The organism is Rhodobacteraceae bacterium Araon29, from assembly GCA_039640505.1.
Taxonomy (GTDB): domain Bacteria; phylum Pseudomonadota; class Alphaproteobacteria; order Rhodobacterales; family Rhodobacteraceae; genus CABZJG01.
Genome location: CP046865.1, coordinates 1,730,126 through 1,749,886, shown reverse-complemented (window position 1 = coordinate 1,749,886; position 19,761 = coordinate 1,730,126). Strand labels below are relative to the sequence as shown.

The window sequence follows — 19,761 nt, the reverse complement described above, 5'->3', positions numbered from 1 at the left end:
CCAGTTTGTAGTGCAATGAAATTGCAAAGAGGCAAATTTTCTATGTCAGTAATCTCACCTTAACCGTTCCAACGACTTTGCCCCAATTCACGGTGCTTGCACTCATAGCTGTAATATCCCAAGCAACTTTGCTTTATATTTTCTGATTTTGACGTAACCGTCTGGTCTTCCCCCCTCTGACGCTTCTGTGGATGGCTTGATAGTGTCCACCATCGTTAGTGGACATCGCCCTAAACAGTTCAGCCCTAGTCAGATTGGCACCACTCAGATCGGCGTCCATACCGCCTATAGACAGTCCAACCAAATAGGTGCCCCTGTCACAATAGGTCTCATCTTTCCCGTCTTTATCTTTTCGGGTCTTTTCCCCGCCCCATCGGGCACAGGATAAATCAATGTTTTGCAGAGGCTCGCCCCGCGACACCAAATATTCGATTGCCTGCTTTTTACCACTATTGCCTGGGGCGGGTGTGGTTAGGATCGCCCAATTGCGTGCGATGCCCTCCGCCTCACGATCCTCCTCCGCACGCTTACGAACCTCTTGAGCCAAATCGGGATCTACTCTAGCTAGCCTTCGGTCCTCTCTTGCCTTCCAGATTTTATAGCCATTGAAAAATAGCGCAGTGACGGTGGCGAAAATGATGACCATCTCCAAAATGAAAAACGCAACGCTGCGTTTGGTCTTTTCAACTTCAACTTTTATTGAGTAACTTCTGTCAAATACCTTAAACACTGCGTCTATCACTGCATATTATCGGGAAAAATCAAATGTGAAAATCACGCTTTGGTTAATTGGCGGGTCGCCCATTCACCCAATTTTAACCATGCCGCCAACATGCTGCACGAATGCAAGTATGGAAAATCACAATCCTGCCCGACCCGAACAGTCCCTGTGAGAAATCAGTTTATTGTATAGCTGACACCAAAGAATCCGCGCTGGCGATGATCGACGAACCTAATGGCGTTGTTTACGATACGCCTCGCGGAAAAGTCTGGCCGGGCAAGGAAGGCGAGCGATTTTATCTCAGGTAGTGGTTTCCGCGTTAAATCTATTCCAAACAGCAGCCCGTCGCTGTCGATGGGTTGCAATATCGACATTAGACGAATTACCAGCGGGTTGGAAATATCTTGACAAGAATCAACTTTAAAATGCAGCCTTTGTCATTTGTTTGAGACGGATCGTATCGGCCAAGAATTAGAAAAAGCATAAATGATAAAAAGCATGCAATTTATAAAAGGTGTATATTTTGAGATAGCTGTCTTTGCAGTGATAAACGTCGGGATTTCTCTGATCTGGAAGGCGTGCCTGCTCATTTTCCCCAGCGGAGCTTTCCACTCGGTAGCAGCTTTTCTGATTTTGATCGGGCTTATCCTTACCCTAAATCTATCCCGCATAATGCAGGGGAACCACTTGAGGGCAGCTTATGCCACAATCGCGGTTCTCAACGTTGTGACGACAGTAGGCGTTGGGAACTCCGCCTTTCTCACGTCGATGGGAACCATATTCCGTGTTGTTCGAAGCCTTATCTGAAGGTTATTCGAGCATCTTCGTTTTGGGTTAGAGTATGTGCCCTTGCGCGTGCCTTCAGTGTGCCAGTGAAATTATCGTGTGTTGGGGCACGTAACTCTGCCGTCGCAGAAAGGGTATATGGTTGCGTGATGGTGGTGGAACCGGGGCCTGTAACCCACTCTGACTGCCCCAGACCTACGATTTCAACGCCTAAGGTGGACTCTGGTCCGTCTCCCCGTCGGTTGAATTCAAGATCGATCTCATGCGTGACGGTGAATCCGTCATCTCCCCTTCCCATCTCGGAATCCGATAGATCAAATACTTCAACCCAAGGCCCCCATTTTCCGAATGGGCCTGCAATAAGATATTTATTCCTGATTTTGATCGGAGGTAATGGGTCAGCTTCGGGTACAGGCTCGGCCCAACATCGGCAGTTATGGTCTTCACCTGGATATCCGCCAGATGGTGGGTTATCCCACGAGAAAACTTCCCCGTCGGGTCTTGCGTGCTCTGATCAAACCTTATCGTCCCGCCTGGTACGCCAGATGTACCGCGAGGTAATCCGCTCCTGTTTAACCGACCAAAGGATCGGAGTACCTTTTCTCAGGTATTCGGAGAAGGCTTTCTTATAGGTCTTGTGATCAATCAGCATGGTATGGCCCGCATTGAGAGCAGGCCAATATCTTCAATGCTGATAAAAAATTTCTGAGACCACCGAACGGTGATAAAAAGCATGCTTTTTATAATTTGTGCTTTTTATATTGCTCCAGCACGTGGGATTCGTCGGCATAAAGGTACCAAACCCATCACAGGTTTCGGCGTGCTCTGCGAGTAGCTGTTTGTTGCGATTTGTTGGAAAATATCATTAGAACGCTGTACTTTTAACCTTTCTTGCCCGCCATAGAGTGCCTCAAAATGTCCACTACCAATGGTGGACATTATCAAGCCATCCACACAAGCGTCAGAGGGGGGAAGACCAGACGGTTACATTTTGACCTCGTTTAGCGACGAATAATCTCACAAGATATTGCTCTATCGTATATTTCTAAAACCATACTTCCAACACCCTTTCTCAACAACCTTTCCTCATAGGGGCGCATTGACTTCCGTCCTAACCATGTCTTCCTAAAGCCCTGCCCGGCATTGACGTAACTCCCCTAATCGAGCTTCTTTTTGTGACACAGTAAGCGGAGGCAGTTTTGGAGGGGTTAGCGGACGGCTTAAAATGAGGGGCGTCTTTCCCCAAAAATCTGTTCCAAAATTTTATCGAGGCGGGAAACCGAATTTGTGCATCTGAAACAGCTTTCGGGCAAAGATATTTTGAAGCTATTGCGTATAGTTTAGGACAGACTCGCTATTTTGGGGTCAAGTGCGGCTAGGTGCAAACGAGGCTTTTTTCGCTGATAAAATAGTTTAAGCCCGGGTAAAAAAAGCACGCTCCCTTTGTGTTCGGACAACCACCTATATCGAGGTAGGCCCTAAACCTTCAAACAGCGCCGACGCCGCCTTAATCTCGCTCTGCATATGTTTGCGAAACAAGGTCACGCGTTTAGTGTTGCGTAAATCTTTATGATAAAGCAACCACAGCCCAAGTTCATGTTGCTCTTCCGGCTCGCGAAACCTGACAAGATCAGGGTCACTGTCGCCTAGGAAACATGGCAAGAAGCCAACGCCAAGTTCTTGCTTCATCGCTGCCAGCGTCAATGATGTTTCGTCAACATAAAACTCGTGATCTTCGCTCGGCCACGCCTGCTTGGTCCAAGTTCTGTGATACTCGCAACAATCGACACCAATCCATTTTTCAACCGCCTGACCAGCGGTTATGTCGGCACAATAATCGCGTTGACCATACACTGCCGACGCAATGGTCGTTAGCTGTGTTCCTATAAGGTTTTCCCCGGGCTTGTTTGTTTGCCTTATGGCGATGTCTGCTTCCCGTTCTGTCAGGCGCACAGAATTGTTGGTCACTTGGACGTTTAGCTCAATATTGGGATGGGCAGCGCTGAACCGTGCGAAATATGGCATCAGCACTGTTGATGCCATGTTTGCGATTGCAGTGATCCGCAACTCGCCAGCTACATCATCATCTTGACCGCTGACCTCTCCCTCGAATGACAAAAGCTCTTTTTCGATACGGCATGCGGATTTTTTCAATTCTTCGCCTGCTGGGGTCAATATGTAGCCAGATGTCCTTCGCGCTACTAATGGGGTGGCGAGGTTCTTTTCCAACTCTCGAATACGACGCGATACAGTCGAATGCTGCACTCCCAGCCGTTTGGCTGCATTGCCGAATGAACCCTCGCGTGCAACTGCTAAAAATATCCGTGCGTCATCCCAGTGCATCCGCATCACCTTTCACTGTGCAAAAATGCAAAACAGTTATCGATTTTTCCCCAATTCCCAAAACTGTGACGTAATGCAACCTTCATTGCAAGCGAAAGAAAATTGAAAAATAAACCTGTATGAGGGAAAACAGATGTCAGTCAAACACATCCAAAATTCCGTAAATGACGTGATCGCCTATCTAAGCGAGAACCCAAAAGACGCGGTCAGCACAAGCGCACCGATCACCGCCGTTATGGACAGTGGCCTGAGGTGTCGCGCGACTGGGGCAAATGGCGAAACGGTCGTTACTGACATGCCTAAAGCGATCGGCGGTGGTGGATCAGAACCATCCCCAGGCTGGTTGTCACGTGCCGCTTTAGCAACGTGTGACGCGACCAGAATTGCAATGCGCTCCGCTGAATTAGGGCTTTCTCTCGATACGCTTGAGGTGACGGCTGATAGTATAGACGACGACCGTGGCTTGTTCGGAATGGATACAACGGTGCGAGCCGGATCATTAAGCCTGCGAACCCGCGTCAAAATTGGGGCCGCCGGTGTCGATGAAAAGACTTTGCGCGATATCGTAAGCTACGCGATCGCCCATTCACCTGTCGCTGATGGGTGCCGCGCGGAAACGCCATCGACGGTGGAAGTTACTATCATGTAATGCCCAACCCAGCCAATACATTTGGAGAAATCAAATGACAGCATCACTCTATACCCGTCTCGGCGGCTACGACGGAATTGCCATGTTCGCAACTCAACTGATTGGACAGGCGCAACAGGACGATCTTCTTGGACGCTTTTGGCAAAATCGCGGGGCCGACCGAAACGCCCGTGATCTGCAAGTTTTGATCGATTACTTGGTCAATCAAACGGGCGGCCAGATGTATTATACAGGGCGAGACATGGCCCTTGCACATCAAGGCATGGGCATCACGCAGGATGATTGGGATCAGTTTATTCAGATTGTGGTAAACGTCGCAGGCGCACTTTGTGTGGGTGAAACTGAGGGCGGCGAGGTGATGGCCTTTCTCGAAAGTCTCAAAGCGGATATTGTGACAGCTTAGCCGTTCATCGCCGAACCTGTGTTACTAATGCATAACTCAACATTTCCGGAGGACACCATGCCGAACAGTTCTAAAATTAGAAACGGCGGGTGCACCTGTGGCCATGTCCGGTATCAAATGACTTCCGACCCGTTGATCGTCCATTGTTGCCATTGTCATGGCTGTCAGCAAAACTCCGGATCGGCCTTTGCGCTCAACGCTATGATCGAAGCCGATCGGGTAACTTTGGTTACAGGCGAAGTTGAAGAGATCACCGTCCCAACACCCGGCGGCACAGGACAGGACATTGCCCGATGCGCACTTTGCAAAGTTGCGGTCTGGAGCAATTATAACCTCGGCGGGGCTTTGCGGAAATATATCCACTTCATTCGTGTCGGCACGCTGGATATCTTAGACCAAATGCCGCCGGACGTTCATATTTATACCTGCTCAAAACAACCATGGGTCTGCCTACCCAAGGATGCACCTCAATTTGATGAAATCTACGATTTTGACTTAACATGGTCGAAGCAAGCGTTGGAACGTAGGGGCAAATTGAAGGAGGCACTAAGGTTTTCGGCATAAACTTTACAGCCAGGGCCGTCCAAACTGCTGTCGGGCGCATGGCCTTAACCAATTACCTGATGCACTCGCTGATCTGCCTGTTTATCTTTACAGGCATTAGATTTAGCCTTTCGAGTACATTGCACAGAACCGAGCTTTATCTTGTGGTGCTGCTCATCTGGGCGTTTCAGCTTTGGCTATCACTGTGGTGGCTTGCACGCTATCGCTATGGACCGGCAGAATGGCTGTGGCGCGCACTGGCATATGGTACAGCGCGGAATGTACCCAGGAGAGGAAAGGTCTTCTAATCCGGCATCAGACGGCAAGAGCATCTGCTTTTCGCCGTCTTTAGCACCAAGGCAGCTGGCCTAGTTCTTTTTACGCTCAGCTTCGATTGCCCGCCATTTCGCTACATTTTTGTTATGATCTTTTAGGTTGGTGGCAAAGGCATGCCCGCCCTGCCCGTCAGCTACAAAATAAAGAAATTTTGTATCGGCGGGATTAAGCGCGGCGCGGATGCTGTCACGGCCGGGGTTGGCAATCGGGGTTGGCGGCAAGCCGCGATACAAATAAGTGTTCCAAGGCGTGTCTTTTTTTAGCTCGCTGCGCCGCAATCCGCGCCCTAGGGCCGCTTTTCCTTGGGTCAGACCATAAATCACGGTCGGGTCAGTCTGTAGCGCGATACCGCGATTAAGACGGTTGATAAATACGCTGGCAACCTGATCACGTTCAGCGGCAAGCGCGGTTTCTTTTTCAATAATCGACGCAAGGATGAGCGCTTCATGCGGAGCGATTAGCGGAAGATCTTCGGCGCGGGTTTCCCAAGCTTCGATCAAGATCGCCTCTTGGGCAGCCATCATCCTGTTCAGCACGGACTGCCGGCTTTCGCCTTGCCGGACCTCATAGCTGTCCGGTGCAATAGATCCTTCTTCTGGTATTTCTACTAATTCGCCGGCGAGCGATTCTATGTTGCTTAAAGACTGTACAACCTGCCATGATGTAACCCCCTCGGCCAGTGCTATTCTATGGCGAGTTCCACTGCGGGCATTTACGTCGGTAAAGACTTCTGGCGCTTCTTCAACCTGATTAAAGTTGGCTCGCTCAACCAGTGTTTCGGTGGCCGGATCTAACTCGCGAATTTGAACCATGGTTTTACTGATCCCAATCCGATAAACAATTTCAGTGCCGCAGGTATTGGCACCGCCGCGAGTCACGATCTGTGCTATTTGATCCATTGAGACCGATTTTGGAATTAAAAAGCTACCGGCCTTTAGCTGTTGTGTTCGGTCCTGATATTCGACGCCAATACGAAATAGCGCCGCATTTGAAACAGCGCCCCTTTCTTCAAGGTTTTGTGAAAGTGCACGCATGGTTGAACCGCGATCAATCCGCAAGCAAATCGCCTCTGCCAAAGGCCCCGAACCAGTATAGGTGGATTTTCCCCAGACAACCAAACCGCCCAACAGCAACAGGGCCAGCCCCAAAAACGTCAAAATGTTAGAAGCTGCGTTGCGCCACATCACTCAACGCGGCCCAAAACCAGACAGGCGTTGGTGCCGCCAAATCCAAACGAATTGGAAAGAGCCACATCAATTTTACGCTCCCGCTTTTGATTGGCGGCCAGATCAACTGGGGTGTCCACCGCAGGATTGTCCAAATTAATTGTGGGCGGAGCGACTTGGTCACGAATGGCCAAAACACTAAAGATCGCTTCAATAGCCCCCGCCGCACCAAGCAGATGTCCGGTGGAAGATTTAGTCGAACTCATGGTCACCTGCGCGGCCGCCGGCCCCATCAACCGCTCAACCGCCGCCAATTCAATCACATCTGCCATGGTCGATGTGCCATGGGCATTGATATAATCCACCGCTGAAGGTTCTAGACCAGCTTTGGACAAAGCCAACCGCATGGCGCGTTCGCCGCCTGCGCCGTCCTCTGAGGGCGCGGTGATATGATAGGCATCACCCGACAGACCGTAGCCTAGCACCTCAGCATATATTTTCGCGCCGCGGGCGCGCGCGTGGTCGTAGTCTTCCAACACCACAATTCCGCTGCCTTCGCCCATCACAAACCCATCACGGTCCTCGTCATAGGGCCGCGATGCGGTTTCGGGCGCATCTGCGCGTTTTGTAGATAGCGCTTTACAGGCGTTAAAGCCGGCAATACCGATTTCTGAAATGGCCGCCTCGGCGCCGCCGGCGATCATCACATCAGCATCATTAGTCATGATTAATCGCGCTGCATCGCCAATGGCGTGCGCCCCAGTGGAACAGGCGGTCACAACCGAATGGTTGGGCCCTTTAAAGCCATAGCGAATACTAACCTGACCGGAAATAAGATTAATCAGTGCCCCGGGAATAAAAAATGGAGATACGCGACGTGGGCCGCGTTCGTGGATTAGCAAAGCTGTTTCGGCAATGGAATTCAGCCCGCCAATCCCAGAGCCAATCATCACACCGGTGCGCAACCGGCCATGCTCGTCTTCGGGCATCCATCCAGAATCCCTGACGGCCTGCTCTGCTGCTGCAACTCCATAAAGGATAAAGTCGTCCACTTTTCGGCGCTCTTTCGGCTGCATCCAGTCGTCCGCGTTAAAGCTGCCGTCAGCGCCATCGCCCAAAGGCAATTCGCAGGCATATTTTGTTGCAACGCGGTCCGCGTCAAACCGGGTGATTAGCCCTGCCCCTGACTGACCTGCTAAAAGACGTTCCCAACTGGCGTCCACACCACTTGCCAAAGGTGTCACCAATCCAAGACCTGTAATTACCACACGACGCATGGGCCTATCCCTTTTTAACTATCATGTTGCCTTGCACATAGCGTGACTTGCCCCAAAGGAGCAAGAGTAGCTTTTCTATCCAAAGGATAATCTTTTAATTCATGAGTTTGAAATTCATAAAATTTCAAATCAGAAAACAAAAACCCCTGCCGAATGTGACAGGGGCTTACAAAGATTTTAACGTGATGGATTAAGCGGCGTCGCCAATAAATTTAACCGCATCACCAAACGTTTGAATGTTTTCGGCGGCATCATCAGGAATTTCGATGCCAAACTCTTCTTCGAACGCCATCACCAACTCAACTGTGTCCAAGCTGTCAGCGCCAAGATCATCAATGAAAGATGCGTTTTCAACAACTTTATCTTCTTCAACACCCAAATGCTCTACAACAATTTTTTTCACGCGTTCTGCGATATCGCTCATTGTTTGGTCCTCATATTCTTCAGGCTTCCGCCCATTTTTACCAGCCCATTGGGGCTGTCACACTGGCCTTATGGGCCGCTCATTAAGCCTGCAATACAGGTCAACCCCGATCAGTGCAACCGCTCCTGCCGGAATAACTGCGCCGCCTATAACACAGGTTTCTGATTTGGCAAACGGTTTCGGACAAAGAAGTTGCTGCTAGATCGCATAAATTTGCACCAAGGCTCTCATTCAACCGCTTACAGCCCGCAAATCCAAAACTCAGCAGAGATTTATAATACGGGACGCAACACAATGACCTTGGCGGCTTAAAGCATCGCCATACCGCCATTGATATGCAGGGTCGTTCCAGTAACGTAGCCTGCCTCTGCGCTGGCCAAATACAGCACGGCAGCGGCGATCTCATCTGCATCCCCCATCCGTCCTGCGGGAATTTGGCCCATAATCGCGGCTTTCTGGTCATCGGTCAGCTTATCGGTCATCGCCGTTGTGATAAAGCCTGGAGCCACTGCATTGACGGTAATGCCGCGGCTTGCCACTTCGGCGGCGAGCGATTTTGACATGCCCACCATACCAGCCTTTGAGGCCGCATAATTACCCTGACCGGGGTTGCCGGTGGCGCCTACTACTGAGCTGATATTAATAATCCGCCCCCAGCGCGCCTTCATCATGCCGCGCAGCACGCCTTTGCACAGCTTCATGGTGGCAGTCAGGTTGACATCAATCACGCTTTGCCATTCGTTATCCGACATCCGCATAAACAGATTATCTCGGGTAATTCCAGCATTATTGACTAAAATATCCACCCCGCCCAGCACCTCGGCGGCTTGCTTTGGCAGCGCTTCGACCGCTTGCATATCGCTAAGATTACATAGCAGTACATGCGCATTTGCGCCCAGCTCAGCCGCCAAAGCCTCAAGCGGTTCGCTGCGGGTTCCGGTGAGCACCACATTGGCGCCGGCTGCATGCAAATGCCGTGCAATAGCGCCGCCGATGCCACCTGATGCACCGGTTATAAGCACATTTTTTCCTTTTAAATCAAACATCTTTGCTCCTTAATTCAAGCTCTCTACTGCTGCGGATACATCCGCTGGCTGGGCAATATTGCGACATGAAATATCCCGATTGATGCGCCGCACCATGCCGCTTAGGGCTTTGCCTGCGCCGATTTCCCATATCTCGCTCACCCCATTGGCGGACATCCATTCAACCGATTCCCGCCACCGCACAGATCCGGTAATCTGCGCGATTAACAAGCCGCGAATTTCCTCTGGATCGGCGACCGCTTCTGCTCTGACATTGGCAACAACAGGCACTTTGGGCGCGGCGATTTTCACCGCAGCCAAAGCTTCTTGCATGGCGTCAGCTGCAGGCGCCATCAAAGCGCAATGGAAGGGTGCGCTTACAGGTAATATAACTGCTCGCTTTGCACCTTTTTCCTTGGCCAGATCAACCGCCCGCTCAACGGCGGCTTTATGGCCAGAAACCACAACCTGACCCGGATCATTATCATTGGCAGCCTGACACACCTCACCCTCGGCGGCCGCTTCGGCCACTTCGCGTGCTGTTTCGAAATTTAGCCCAAGCAGCGCCGCCATGGCGCCAACCCCTACGGGCACGGCGGCTTGCATTGCGCGGCCGCGCGCGCGCAGCAAACGCGCTGCATCGCCGATGCTAAAGGCCCCCGCTATGGCAAGCGCTGAATATTCACCCAAGGAATGCCCGGCCACATAATCCGCGTTATCAATGTCCGCGCCAGACGCCTCAAGCGCACGAAAGGCGGCCAACGAGGTTGCCATCAACGCAGGTTGAGCATTTTCGGTCAGGGTTAGAGTTTCAAGATCACCCTCCCAGATCAGCCCGCTGAGATCAAATCCCAAGGCCTCATCAACTTCATCAAAAACCGCTTTTGCTTCGGGAAACGCCTCGGATAAACCTTTTCCCATTCCAATGCTCTGCGCCCCCTGCCCGGGACATACAAATGCGCGTGCCAAATGTGCCTCCAATTTTATGTGTCATTGACCCCAGATACCCAAGCCAGCACCTCGGCGCAATGGTTTTAGCACAGGAATGAAATGGATGCTTGATCGAAGCTTTGCTGTTTGCCAAATTCGGCATAGCGCCTGTGAGGCTTAGATTAATCTTTGTCTAGAAGCACAGCGCGCGACTTTGACATAAACTCACGCCGCAGCAAAACACCAACGGTTATTATAGTTGCCAATAACAGCGCCCATGGGCCTAAAAGCCACGCAATAGATGCAATTGAAAAATAAATCGCCCGCAAGCCGCGATTATAGCTTCGGGCCGCGGTTATATTAACCTCGCCTGCCTTGCGCGACATCAGCAGGCTTTGTGGATCATCCGGTGCATTGGGCACAGCCGCCATTAAAATGGCGCAATAGCCAAACAGCCGATGCGACCAAACAAATTTCAAAAAGGCGTTCGTGATGAAAAGCAAAGTCAATAAAAGCTTTATTTCCCAAACCCAGTCAGAGGCGGGATTTAAACTTAGATCATCGGCCACATCAATCAACGTGTCAGCATTGCCGATCAGCGCCAAAACACCCCCAGTGGCCAGCATGGTAGCCGAGGCAAAAAATGCCGTACCTTGGCGCAAACCGTTTAGAACCTGTGCATCGAAAATGCGCACATCACGCGCTGCCATATGGCGCATCCAGCTACGTCTGTGCTCTGCCATTAACTGCGAGACTGAAGGATGGGAGGCCGGCGCGTTTTCAATAAACACCCCAATTAAAACATAGCAAATGAGGATCAAGCCAACGGCGCTTAAGTCCCAATGTGAAAAGACGGTTAGTCGGTTTATCCAATCCATGGGTTTGTTTAGTCCGTTATCAACCGCTTGCCAATTGGGGAAATAGAAGTCTTCGCTTTATCAACCGTGGCTTTCAAGTGATGCGCAAACAGATATTATTCCAATGCAGGTGGCCGCTGCCCTGGCCAGTTTGTTTCTTGATGCCACGCCTGCCCCATTGATAAAAGCTTGGCGTCTGCACCTTTGGGCCCGATCAATTGCAAACCAAGCGGCAGCCCATTTGCCCCAAACCCCGCAGGCAGGTTTAGAACCGGCAGACCAATTAATCCTGCAGGGATAACCACTTCCATCCAGCGATGATAGGTATCCATGGTGACGCCGTTGATATTTGTCGGATGCACATCTTCCACCGGGAATGGCCAGACCTGCGTCGAAGGCATCAAAAGCGCATCATAGCGATCAAACAGGGCTTGGCAGGCCGCAAACCACTCAGAGCGGATCACACTGGCGCGGTGCACTTCAAGCGCGCTTAGCGCAAGACCTCTTTCAATTTCCCAGATCAGCGCCGGCTTCATCTGCGCACGCATGACCGGGTTTTCATAAAGCCCTATATCACCGCCAGCCACCGCCCATGAGCGTAGCGTTGTCCAGCTTTGCCACAAACGCTCGCGCTCAATGGGTGGTGCAAGCTCATCCACCTGCGCGCCCAGCGTCCGCAATACATCAAGCGCCTTCTGCGACGCGTCAAGCAGGCCAGACTCAAATGGCAGTGCCCCGCCCCAGTCGCCAAGCCAAGCAAATCGTTTGCCGCGCAGATCACCCTTTAATTTATGCGGTAAATCCTGTGCGGCGCGGCTGTTTGGCATGCGGGGATCAGGCCCTGCCATCACACGCAGCAACATTAATACATCCTCTGGCGAGCGGGCCATCGGACCGCTGGTTGAAAGCTGATGCAAAAATACATCGCCTTCTGGCTCTGAGGGCACACATCCCCATGTGGGGCGAAAACCATAGACATTATTCCATGCCGCCGGATTGCGCAGACTGCCCATCATATCCGAGCCATCTGCAATCGCCAGCATTCCAGTCGCCAAGGCCGCCGCCGCACCGCCAGAAGAGCCCCCCGCCGACCGGCTAATGTCATAAGGGTTGCGGGTCGCCCCAAAAACCGGATTAAATGTATGGCTACCCAGCCCCATTTCCGGTGTATTTGTTTTGCCAATGACAATCGCGCCAGCAGCGCGAATACGGGCCACCATCAGATCATCTTTTTTCGCTATCTTTCCAGCAAAAATCGGCGATCCGTGGGATGTTGGAAACCCCTTGGCGTTTGCGAGATCTTTGATGGCAATCGGTAGGCCAAACAGAGGGCCGCGTTGGTCAACTGGTTGCTGATCGGCCGCGCGCGCCGCGGACAGAAGCACCTCAGGCTCGCGCAGGGACACAATGGCATTAAAAGCGGGGTTTACCGCTGAAATGCGCTCAAGCGTGCTCTGCATTAATTCTGCAGCAGAGAGCGTGCCTTTGTCCATGGCAGAACTGAGCCCAGCAGCACTTTCAAATAATTCGGACATGACCACCTCGGAACTTTTGTACAATCCTTGGTTAAAATCAGGTATTAAACAAGTTCTTTAGTCATCTTTTTAAAACGAAGCGCACAGAAAACACTTGCCCCGCTCCGTTACCGGTAAAAAAAGCACTACAATTTGGCAGATTTTGAAATAACCTATTTCCTAGCCTAAACCTAATACGCTTAAAGCAATAATAGGATGCAAAAAATCAACCAAAGCAAAAGTCATAAGAAAAAATGTAAAGTACTTTTAAAAATCTTCTTTCAATGATCTCTATGACAGCAGAGCCTTCCTCTGGCGCATAACTTTTGCAGGCACAGCTGCCGTCGGTAGTCCTACTTTTTTAATAGCCTTTGCCAATAAGGGCATTGTTTTTCACGGTAAAACCGAAATTGATTTGAACAAAAATCACCTGCAAGCTACTGTGCTGTAAAAGAATACTGGTGAATAAAATGAAGACAACGGCAAAAGTACTTTGTTTGACTTTTATCTTATCCATTTTTGTTGGAACTTATGCATACGCAGAAGAGCGTCAACTTTCGCGCCTTACTGACTCCTACCTTTTTGAGAATCTAGAGAAAGATGAGGTTTGGCAGGCTGAAGTCCTAGAAAATTCTATTAAATATAGCTGTATAGCTTGCGACAAGGCCATTTCAGCGCACCTAGAAATTGTGTCTCCTTACACGGCAGAGAATTACAGCTCCTTACCAGAAAGATATCTTTCAGAGCGCAAAGTCTATTGTATGAACCTTGTAACCCGACACAATGGCAGGTGCTTGGAAACTTACGCAATCAGTCTTCGCGGCAACGCGCTAAAAGGATTTCGTTCAGAACAAGAGTTTGCAGATCACAAAGAAATCGAAACTATCTTTTTCTACAATGAAAAGTCATTTGGACCAGAACTTTTGCGCACAATAATATTGATAGAGGATGGCACAACTTTACCAAATGGCACGGCAGATACGTTTCTGGCACATATGGCTAAACTGACGCTTTTTTGGTGATGCTATAAAACTAAGCTATGATTGATACTGGTGTGAGCTATTAAAAACAGATGCAACAAGTGCAGTAATTCGGACAATGCTTTCTTTCAGCCGAGCCACAGACCACAACCCATAGACAAACAGCTTGCCTTAATGTGCCGCAAGATGCGCCCCAATATAATAGGGCCAAAGTGCTATTGCCAAGACCCCAGACCAGAATCCAAGCTTTGCATAGCCAATGGTAAACAGCCAGAGCACGAACCACAAACTGGATCCGCCAATTTGAACCGAGGTCACGCCTTCGTATTTCTTCCAATCCTTCGACATAATATTTATCCTAAAATGACTATAAACTTGATCCTCTAGAGCTATGCGCTCCCAGAGTAAAAAGCAATGGGCCCGGACTTTAGCGCTGACGGTTTACCAGAGTATTTACCGGCAGATTAAAGCGTATGTGGCGCTTAAAACAGGATGCGCAGGGCAAAAACGCCTCTGCCGCGATACTGCTGCAATACAGACGTAATAAAGACATGGGATTTTGGCTGTTTTAGTCTTGGGCCGTGGCTTCGGCGCGGGACTTACCAGAGACATCCATCGCCAGTGTAGCGGCCATAAACGCATCAAGATCGCCGTCCAGAACGCCTTTGGTATCAGAGGTTTCATAATTGGTGCGTAAGTCTTTAACCATCTGATAAGGCTGCAAAACATAAGAGCGGATTTGATTGCCCCAGCCAGCATCCCCTTTGCTCTCATGCGCGTCATTAATGGCTGCATTGCGCCGATCCAGCTCAAGCTGATAAAGCCGTGATTTCAATGCCTTCATCGCAATATCACGGTTTTGATGCTGAGATTTTTCCGAGCTGGTCACCACAATCCCAGTCGGATGATGCGTGATCCGCACCGCAGAATCTGTGGTGTTAACGTGCTGCCCTCCAGCCCCGGATGAGCGGTAGGTATCAATGCGGATATCAGCGGGATTAACCTCGATCTCGATATTGTCATCAACGACCGGATACACCCAGACCGAGCAAAAAGAGGTATGCCTTTTTGCAGCGCTGTCAAAGGGTGAAATTCGGACCAAGCGATGCACCCCGCTTTCCGATTTCAACCAGCCATACGCGTTATGTCCGCTGACTTTGTAAGTGACTGATTTTATGCCGGCTTCTTCGCCTGGAGTTTCTGATTGCATTTCGACCTTATAGCCAGATCTTTCGGCCCATCGGATATACATCCGCGCCAGCATTGACGCCCAGTCACAGCTTTCAGTGCCCCCTGCCCCTGAGTGAACCTCAAGAAAGGTGTCGTTGGCATCAGCCTCACCATTTAGCAGTGCCTCAAGCTCTTTTGCAGCAGCTTTTTTGACCAAAGCTGAAAGCGCGTCTTCGGCCTCACCCACAACCTCGGCGTCATCTTCCATTTCGCCCAGCTCAATCAGTTCGATATGATCGTTTAGCTCTTGCTGAATGCTGTCATGAACGGACACTGAATCGACCAAAGATTGTCGTTCGCGCATAAGCTTTTGTGCCTTTTCAGGATCATTCCAAAGATCCGGGTTTTCTACACGGGCATTGAACTCTTCGAGCCGATGGGCAACGCTCTCCCAATCCATGCGCTGTCGCAAAAGAGCCAGTGATTTGTTGATCTCATTGACAATATTTTGAATATCGGCGCGCATTTTGGTTCCTATTAAAAGCTATGGGAGCGGTCATATATGAGCCATACTGGCGTGGCAAGCAAACATGACGCTCTTGCTATACAGGCTATCGTGTCCAGCGTGGTAGGACCTACAATGCTGCGTTATAAGATCAGATTGCTCCAATCTTTTGCAAATGATCACGATATATAGAGGTCACCGAAATTGAGCATAAAATCACAGCTTTTACAGAAGGTTTAGCAATATGAATTCAATAAAGCCCACCAGAGCTAAGACTACCGACGCTGGCCTTTGGTCCAACTATTGTCTTTTGTCCAGATGATGTTGTTACTTCGCGGGCAATTGCTTCTTCTGGATCGATAATATCAAAATCGCTGCCCATAACAAAACCACCATCATATGCAATACCAAAAACAGGTTCTTGACCATCGCGAAAATACTCGGCAACAACATTATCACCTTCGACGTCCTCTGGAAGCCGAGATCCTGTAAAGCGATCAATGTTTATGAACTGCCCGCCCTCGGGCACTTTGAAATCTCCTCCGCCGAATTTCTGTGTGGCAAACTCCATAAATTCATTAAACACAGGTCCGCACATACCACCGCCAGAAGACCCTTTGCCCAACGGTTTTGGCAAATCATGCCCGATATAACACCCAGCCGCTATATTGCTTGTAAAGCCAACAAACCAAACATCTTTTGCTTCATTCGTCGTGCCCGTTTTGCCGGCCGTCGGCACTGGTAAGTTGACCGTCCATTTTGCTGTGCCACGCTCCACAACGCCCTGCATCATTGATGTCAATTGATAGGCCGTAAAGGCATCCATAACCCGTTCCCGGTTGGAAACAATCATCGGCGCTCGTCCGAGCGGTAAGCTGTCATATGCACACTCATAACACTCCCTTGGGTCATGACGATACACCGTTTCTCCGAAGCGGTCTTGCACCCTATCAACCATCGTTGGCTCGACCCGTTCACCACCGTTGGCAAACATTGCGTAAGCGGCGACCATGCGATAGAGCGTTGTTTCTTCTGCGCCAAGGGAATTAGCCAAAAACGGTCGCATGTTATCGTATACTCCGAATTTTTCGGCATATTCACCAATCACTTCCATCCCGATTTCACGGGCCAAACGGATGGTCATTAAATTTCGTGATCGTTCAATTCCGGTGCGCAATGGGGTTGGTCCATAGAATTTACTAGAGGAATTTTTGGGTGTCCAAAGACCTTGTGGAGTATCGATTTCGATAGGCGCATCAATCACAATGGCAGCAGGTGTGTATCCATTATCCAAGGCAGAGGCATAAACGAAGGGCTTGAAGCTTGATCCCGGTTGGCGGTCAGCCTGCGTTGCGCGATTATAGACTGAATCTTCATAAGAAAATCCACCCTGAATGGCGATGACCCGGCCAGTATTGACATCCATCGCCATAAAGGCCCCTTGGACTTGACTGACTTGCCGTAAAGACCAACGATCAAATTCACCTTCGTCGTTAATCAAAGCTCTCACAAGCACCACATCGCCAAGACTTAGCAAATCACTTGCGACTTTTGCTTTGGGACCCAGTTCATCACCTTCAACGGCTTTTGATGCCCATTGAACATCCCTAGACGGGATCCAGTGACCATCTTCGTCGTCCTCTACGCCTTCAATTCCAATGCGCACAGATTTCGGTCCGAGCCGCAGAACAACGGCGGGATGCCATTGTCCGTCAAGCATAATTCGTCGCGGTAGTGAAAGAGCAGACAATGCATCACGCCACCTTTCCTCGTCGCGCAAAATATCTGCGTCCAGCGAAAGCCCCGTGCCATGCCAAATACCTTGGTCACGATCATATTTTTCAAGTGAGCGCTGCAAGGCGAGTGTAGCTCTGGCTTGCATTTCTGGATCAACTGTTGCGCGCACAGTCATCCCACCAGTAAAAAACTCTTCTTCTCCAAAATCACGGCTTAGTTGTCGACGAATTTCATCCGTAAAGTAATCACGTGCTGGAAGAGCTGCCTTAAAGCTTGCAAAATCTCCATTTTGCACGGACTTCAAAGGTTGCACTTTTTCACTAAGAAAGCTGTCCTCATCAAGATAGCCATTTTGCCACATTTCCCGAAGAACATAATTACGCCGCTGCAAAAGGCGTTTTTTGCGCCTTACGGGGTGAAAATCCGATGGTGCTTTTGGCAGCGCGGCTAAAAATGCAGCCTCATGTGGCGCCAATTCGCCAAGGGTCTTATTAAAATAAGTCTGAGCGGCGGCTGTAACCCCAAAAGAATTTTGACCCAGAAAAATTTCATTCAAATAGAGCTCAAGGATTTTCTCTTTGTCCAAAGTACGTTCTATTCGCGTGGCAAGGATAATTTCCTTAATCTTTCGTTCTGCTCGCCGCGAACCATCTAGTAAGAAATTCTTCATTACTTGCTGTGTAATAGTAGAGGCGCCGCGTACATTACGACCTCTTGAACGCGCGGCATCGACAGCGGCGGCAATAATTCCGCGCAAATCATATCCGGGATGGGAATAGAAGTTTTTATCTTCAGCGGAAATAAAGGCTTGCTTTATGCTAAGCGGGATATCTTCAGCAGCGGTAAACAACCGGCGTTCGCGGGCAAATTCATCTATCAGCTTGCCTTCACCAGAATAAATCCGGCTAATCGTGGGAGGCTTATATTGGGCTAAGGATGCATGCGAAGGTAAATCACGGCCATACATCCAAAACACCGCACCGAGGGTTAAGACAGCACCAAAAAAACCCATCGTGATAAAGGTGAACACACCGCCAAAAAAGGATAAAATGCTCCTGAGCAAATCCCGCTCCTATTACCTTTGCGCTTTCCATATACGCGCGGTTTTAACCAGCGTCAAAAGGGAAGCGCTGCTATCAACAAAACATGTCCAACTATTGCCGTCGCAACGCCCTGCTCGTCTCATCCTTGGCCAACCAATTCAAAACACCAATTCGCACACCTTCTGCAAATAGCTGACGCCAAGCTTCATCTTGCAAATTCTGCAATTCGGACTTGGTCGACATAAATCCTGCCTCGATTAAAATTGATGGAATATCTGCTGCTTTGAGTACGGAAAAGCCGGCCTCTCGATAGGGTTTCGCATTGACCTGACCAAGTGCCTCTTTAAGCCCTGAGACAACAGACAAAGCCAACTCTTTAGACCGCGGCCCATTATCCAAACGCGCAAGATCTATCAATACATCCGTAACTGCGCCCTCTGCACCACTTAGATCCAGACCGGAAATTAATTGATCATGATCATGACGGGCTACCAAAGCTGCACTGGCTTTATCGGTGGCCTCTTCTGAAAGTGTATAAACTGTGGCACCGCGCGCAACCCCTTCAGTCACTGCGTCTGCATGCAATGAAATGAAAATATCCGCCTGAAACGAGTTGGCCAATCTAACCCGCTCCTCCAAAGAGACAAAAATGTCTTCTACGCGCGTAAGTGTTACCTCGATATTATCGTTTCTCAGAAGACTTTCCTTGATATCTCGCGCTAAGCTCAACATCAGATCAGATTCTTCAATCCCTTGAACTTGCGCACCCGGGTCTATGCCTCCATGGCCGGGATCAATAGCAATGCGTAACTTTCCGTTTATTGTTTCTTTGCCAGGCAGTGTCGCAGGTTGGGATATTGGTTCTGCTTTTCTAGCCTGCACCGGTTTAGAGTTTGTCTCAAATTCCGTTTGAGTAACCGGTACCAAAACCAAATCTAGCGTGGCGCTTGAACCGTCATCAGGGACCTTAGTTTCAACTGAAAAAACTATAAGCGGTTGTTTGGTAGTCAAAATAAGCTGATTCCAACCTTCTGCCGAAACCATGACTTCAACCGAGTCAATTTTATCGCTGTGGTTTACTTTATCCATAGCGATGTCATCTATGATGGCTCTATTAAACTCTAATACAACGCGATTAGGCTCAATTATAGTATAGACACGGTAAGGCACCCCTTGTGACAGCGAAAGCTGCAGTCGAACCTGCCCCCATAAAATATCATCAATAGATGAGTTTTTCGCATCCACCCGTGCCAAGGCAGAGTTTATATCCGAGGACGAAGCAGAGCCGACGGCACAAACCGTCAAAAGAAAGTTCAAAGCCAATGCAGGCCAGTTTAAATATCTCATATGTT

The 19,761-nt window shown here is 49.7% G+C and carries 17 protein-coding genes and 1 pseudogene; 5 read left to right on the top strand and 13 right to left on the bottom strand.

Features of this window, described 5'->3' with window-relative positions:
- Positions 1–133: 133 nt before the first annotated feature.
- The 3 genes and pseudogenes from GN278_08510 to GN278_08500 all read right to left on the bottom strand — a co-directional run bounded on the left by GN278_08510 (position 134) and on the right by GN278_08500 (position 3,850).
- A complete protein-coding gene (locus GN278_08510; protein XAT60772.1) occupies positions 134–730 on the bottom strand; it encodes a hypothetical protein in 597 nt (198 codons plus the stop codon).
- A gap of 790 nt (positions 731–1,520) precedes the next feature.
- Positions 1,521–2,018, bottom strand: a pseudogene (locus tag GN278_08505) (hypothetical protein).
- A 950-nt stretch (positions 2,019–2,968) separates the two neighbouring features.
- Complete coding sequence (locus tag GN278_08500) at positions 2,969–3,850, bottom strand: LysR family transcriptional regulator (GenBank protein XAT60771.1); 882 nt, start codon at positions 3,848–3,850, stop codon at positions 2,969–2,971.
- A 133-nt stretch (positions 3,851–3,983) separates the two neighbouring features.
- Here GN278_08500 and GN278_08495 point away from each other — a divergent pair, with 133 nt between their 5' ends.
- From GN278_08495 to GN278_08480, 4 genes are read left to right on the top strand one after another with little or no spacing between them, the layout of a single operon-like run.
- Entirely contained in the window at positions 3,984–4,499 is a 516-nt protein-coding gene (locus GN278_08495; GenBank protein XAT60770.1) for a hypothetical protein, read from the top strand.
- A 34-nt stretch (positions 4,500–4,533) separates the two neighbouring features.
- Positions 4,534–4,902, top strand: a complete 369-nt coding sequence (locus GN278_08490) for a group 1 truncated hemoglobin (protein XAT60769.1) — start codon at positions 4,534–4,536, stop codon at positions 4,900–4,902.
- A gap of 57 nt (positions 4,903–4,959) precedes the next feature.
- Positions 4,960–5,466 (top strand): aldehyde-activating protein, encoded by a 507-nt coding sequence (locus tag GN278_08485; protein ID XAT60768.1) that lies wholly within the window; start codon positions 4,960–4,962, stop codon positions 5,464–5,466.
- Positions 5,467–5,504: 38 nt separating this feature from the next.
- Positions 5,505–5,753, top strand: a complete 249-nt coding sequence (locus GN278_08480; protein ID XAT60767.1) for a DUF418 domain-containing protein — start codon at positions 5,505–5,507, stop codon at positions 5,751–5,753.
- A gap of 60 nt (positions 5,754–5,813) precedes the next feature.
- Here GN278_08480 and mltG read toward each other — a convergent pair whose 3' ends face one another.
- The 7 genes from mltG to GN278_08445 all read right to left on the bottom strand — a co-directional run bounded on the left by mltG (position 5,814) and on the right by GN278_08445 (position 12,995).
- Positions 5,814–6,965, bottom strand: coding sequence for an endolytic transglycosylase MltG (mltG, locus tag GN278_08475; protein ID XAT62602.1), 1,152 nt, complete (start codon positions 6,963–6,965; stop codon positions 5,814–5,816).
- Positions 6,965–8,224: a beta-ketoacyl-ACP synthase II gene (gene fabF / locus GN278_08470; protein XAT60766.1), complete on the bottom strand. Its 1,260-nt coding sequence runs from the start codon at positions 8,222–8,224 to the stop codon at positions 6,965–6,967. The genes mltG and fabF overlap by 1 nt, the downstream gene beginning before the upstream one ends.
- Before the next feature lie 190 nt (positions 8,225–8,414).
- On the bottom strand, positions 8,415–8,648 hold the full coding sequence (locus GN278_08465) for an acyl carrier protein (protein ID XAT60765.1): 234 nt from the start codon (positions 8,646–8,648) through the stop codon (positions 8,415–8,417).
- 308 nt (positions 8,649–8,956) lie between these two features.
- Positions 8,957–9,694, bottom strand: a complete 738-nt coding sequence (gene fabG, locus GN278_08460; GenBank protein XAT60764.1) for a 3-oxoacyl-[acyl-carrier-protein] reductase — start codon at positions 9,692–9,694, stop codon at positions 8,957–8,959.
- 9 nt (positions 9,695–9,703) lie between these two features.
- A complete protein-coding gene (fabD, locus tag GN278_08455; GenBank protein ID XAT60763.1) occupies positions 9,704–10,642 on the bottom strand; it encodes an ACP S-malonyltransferase in 939 nt (312 codons plus the stop codon).
- Between the two features lie 143 nt (positions 10,643–10,785).
- Complete coding sequence (locus GN278_08450; protein ID XAT60762.1) at positions 10,786–11,481, bottom strand: DUF599 family protein; 696 nt, start codon at positions 11,479–11,481, stop codon at positions 10,786–10,788.
- 95 nt (positions 11,482–11,576) lie between these two features.
- Complete coding sequence (locus GN278_08445) at positions 11,577–12,995, bottom strand: amidase (protein ID XAT60761.1); 1,419 nt, start codon at positions 12,993–12,995, stop codon at positions 11,577–11,579.
- Between the two features lie 449 nt (positions 12,996–13,444).
- On the opposite strand from GN278_08445, the gene GN278_08440 reads away from it, so the two are divergent.
- The gene (locus tag GN278_08440) at positions 13,445–13,996 is read left to right on the top strand and encodes a hypothetical protein (GenBank protein ID XAT60760.1); all 552 of its coding nucleotides are present in this window, start codon (positions 13,445–13,447) and stop codon (positions 13,994–13,996) included.
- Between the two features lie 526 nt (positions 13,997–14,522).
- On the opposite strand, the gene GN278_08435 is transcribed toward GN278_08440, so the two are convergent.
- The 3 genes from GN278_08435 to GN278_08425 form a co-directional block, all read right to left on the bottom strand.
- A complete protein-coding gene (locus GN278_08435) occupies positions 14,523–15,650 on the bottom strand; it encodes a peptide chain release factor 2 (GenBank protein ID XAT60759.1) in 1,128 nt (375 codons plus the stop codon).
- 229 nt (positions 15,651–15,879) lie between these two features.
- Entirely contained in the window at positions 15,880–18,429 is a 2,550-nt protein-coding gene (locus GN278_08430) for a PBP1A family penicillin-binding protein (protein XAT60758.1), read from the bottom strand.
- A 91-nt stretch (positions 18,430–18,520) separates the two neighbouring features.
- The gene (locus tag GN278_08425; GenBank protein ID XAT60757.1) at positions 18,521–19,756 is read right to left on the bottom strand and encodes an N-acetylmuramoyl-L-alanine amidase; all 1,236 of its coding nucleotides are present in this window, start codon (positions 19,754–19,756) and stop codon (positions 18,521–18,523) included.
- Between the last annotated feature and the right edge of the window lie 5 nt (positions 19,757–19,761).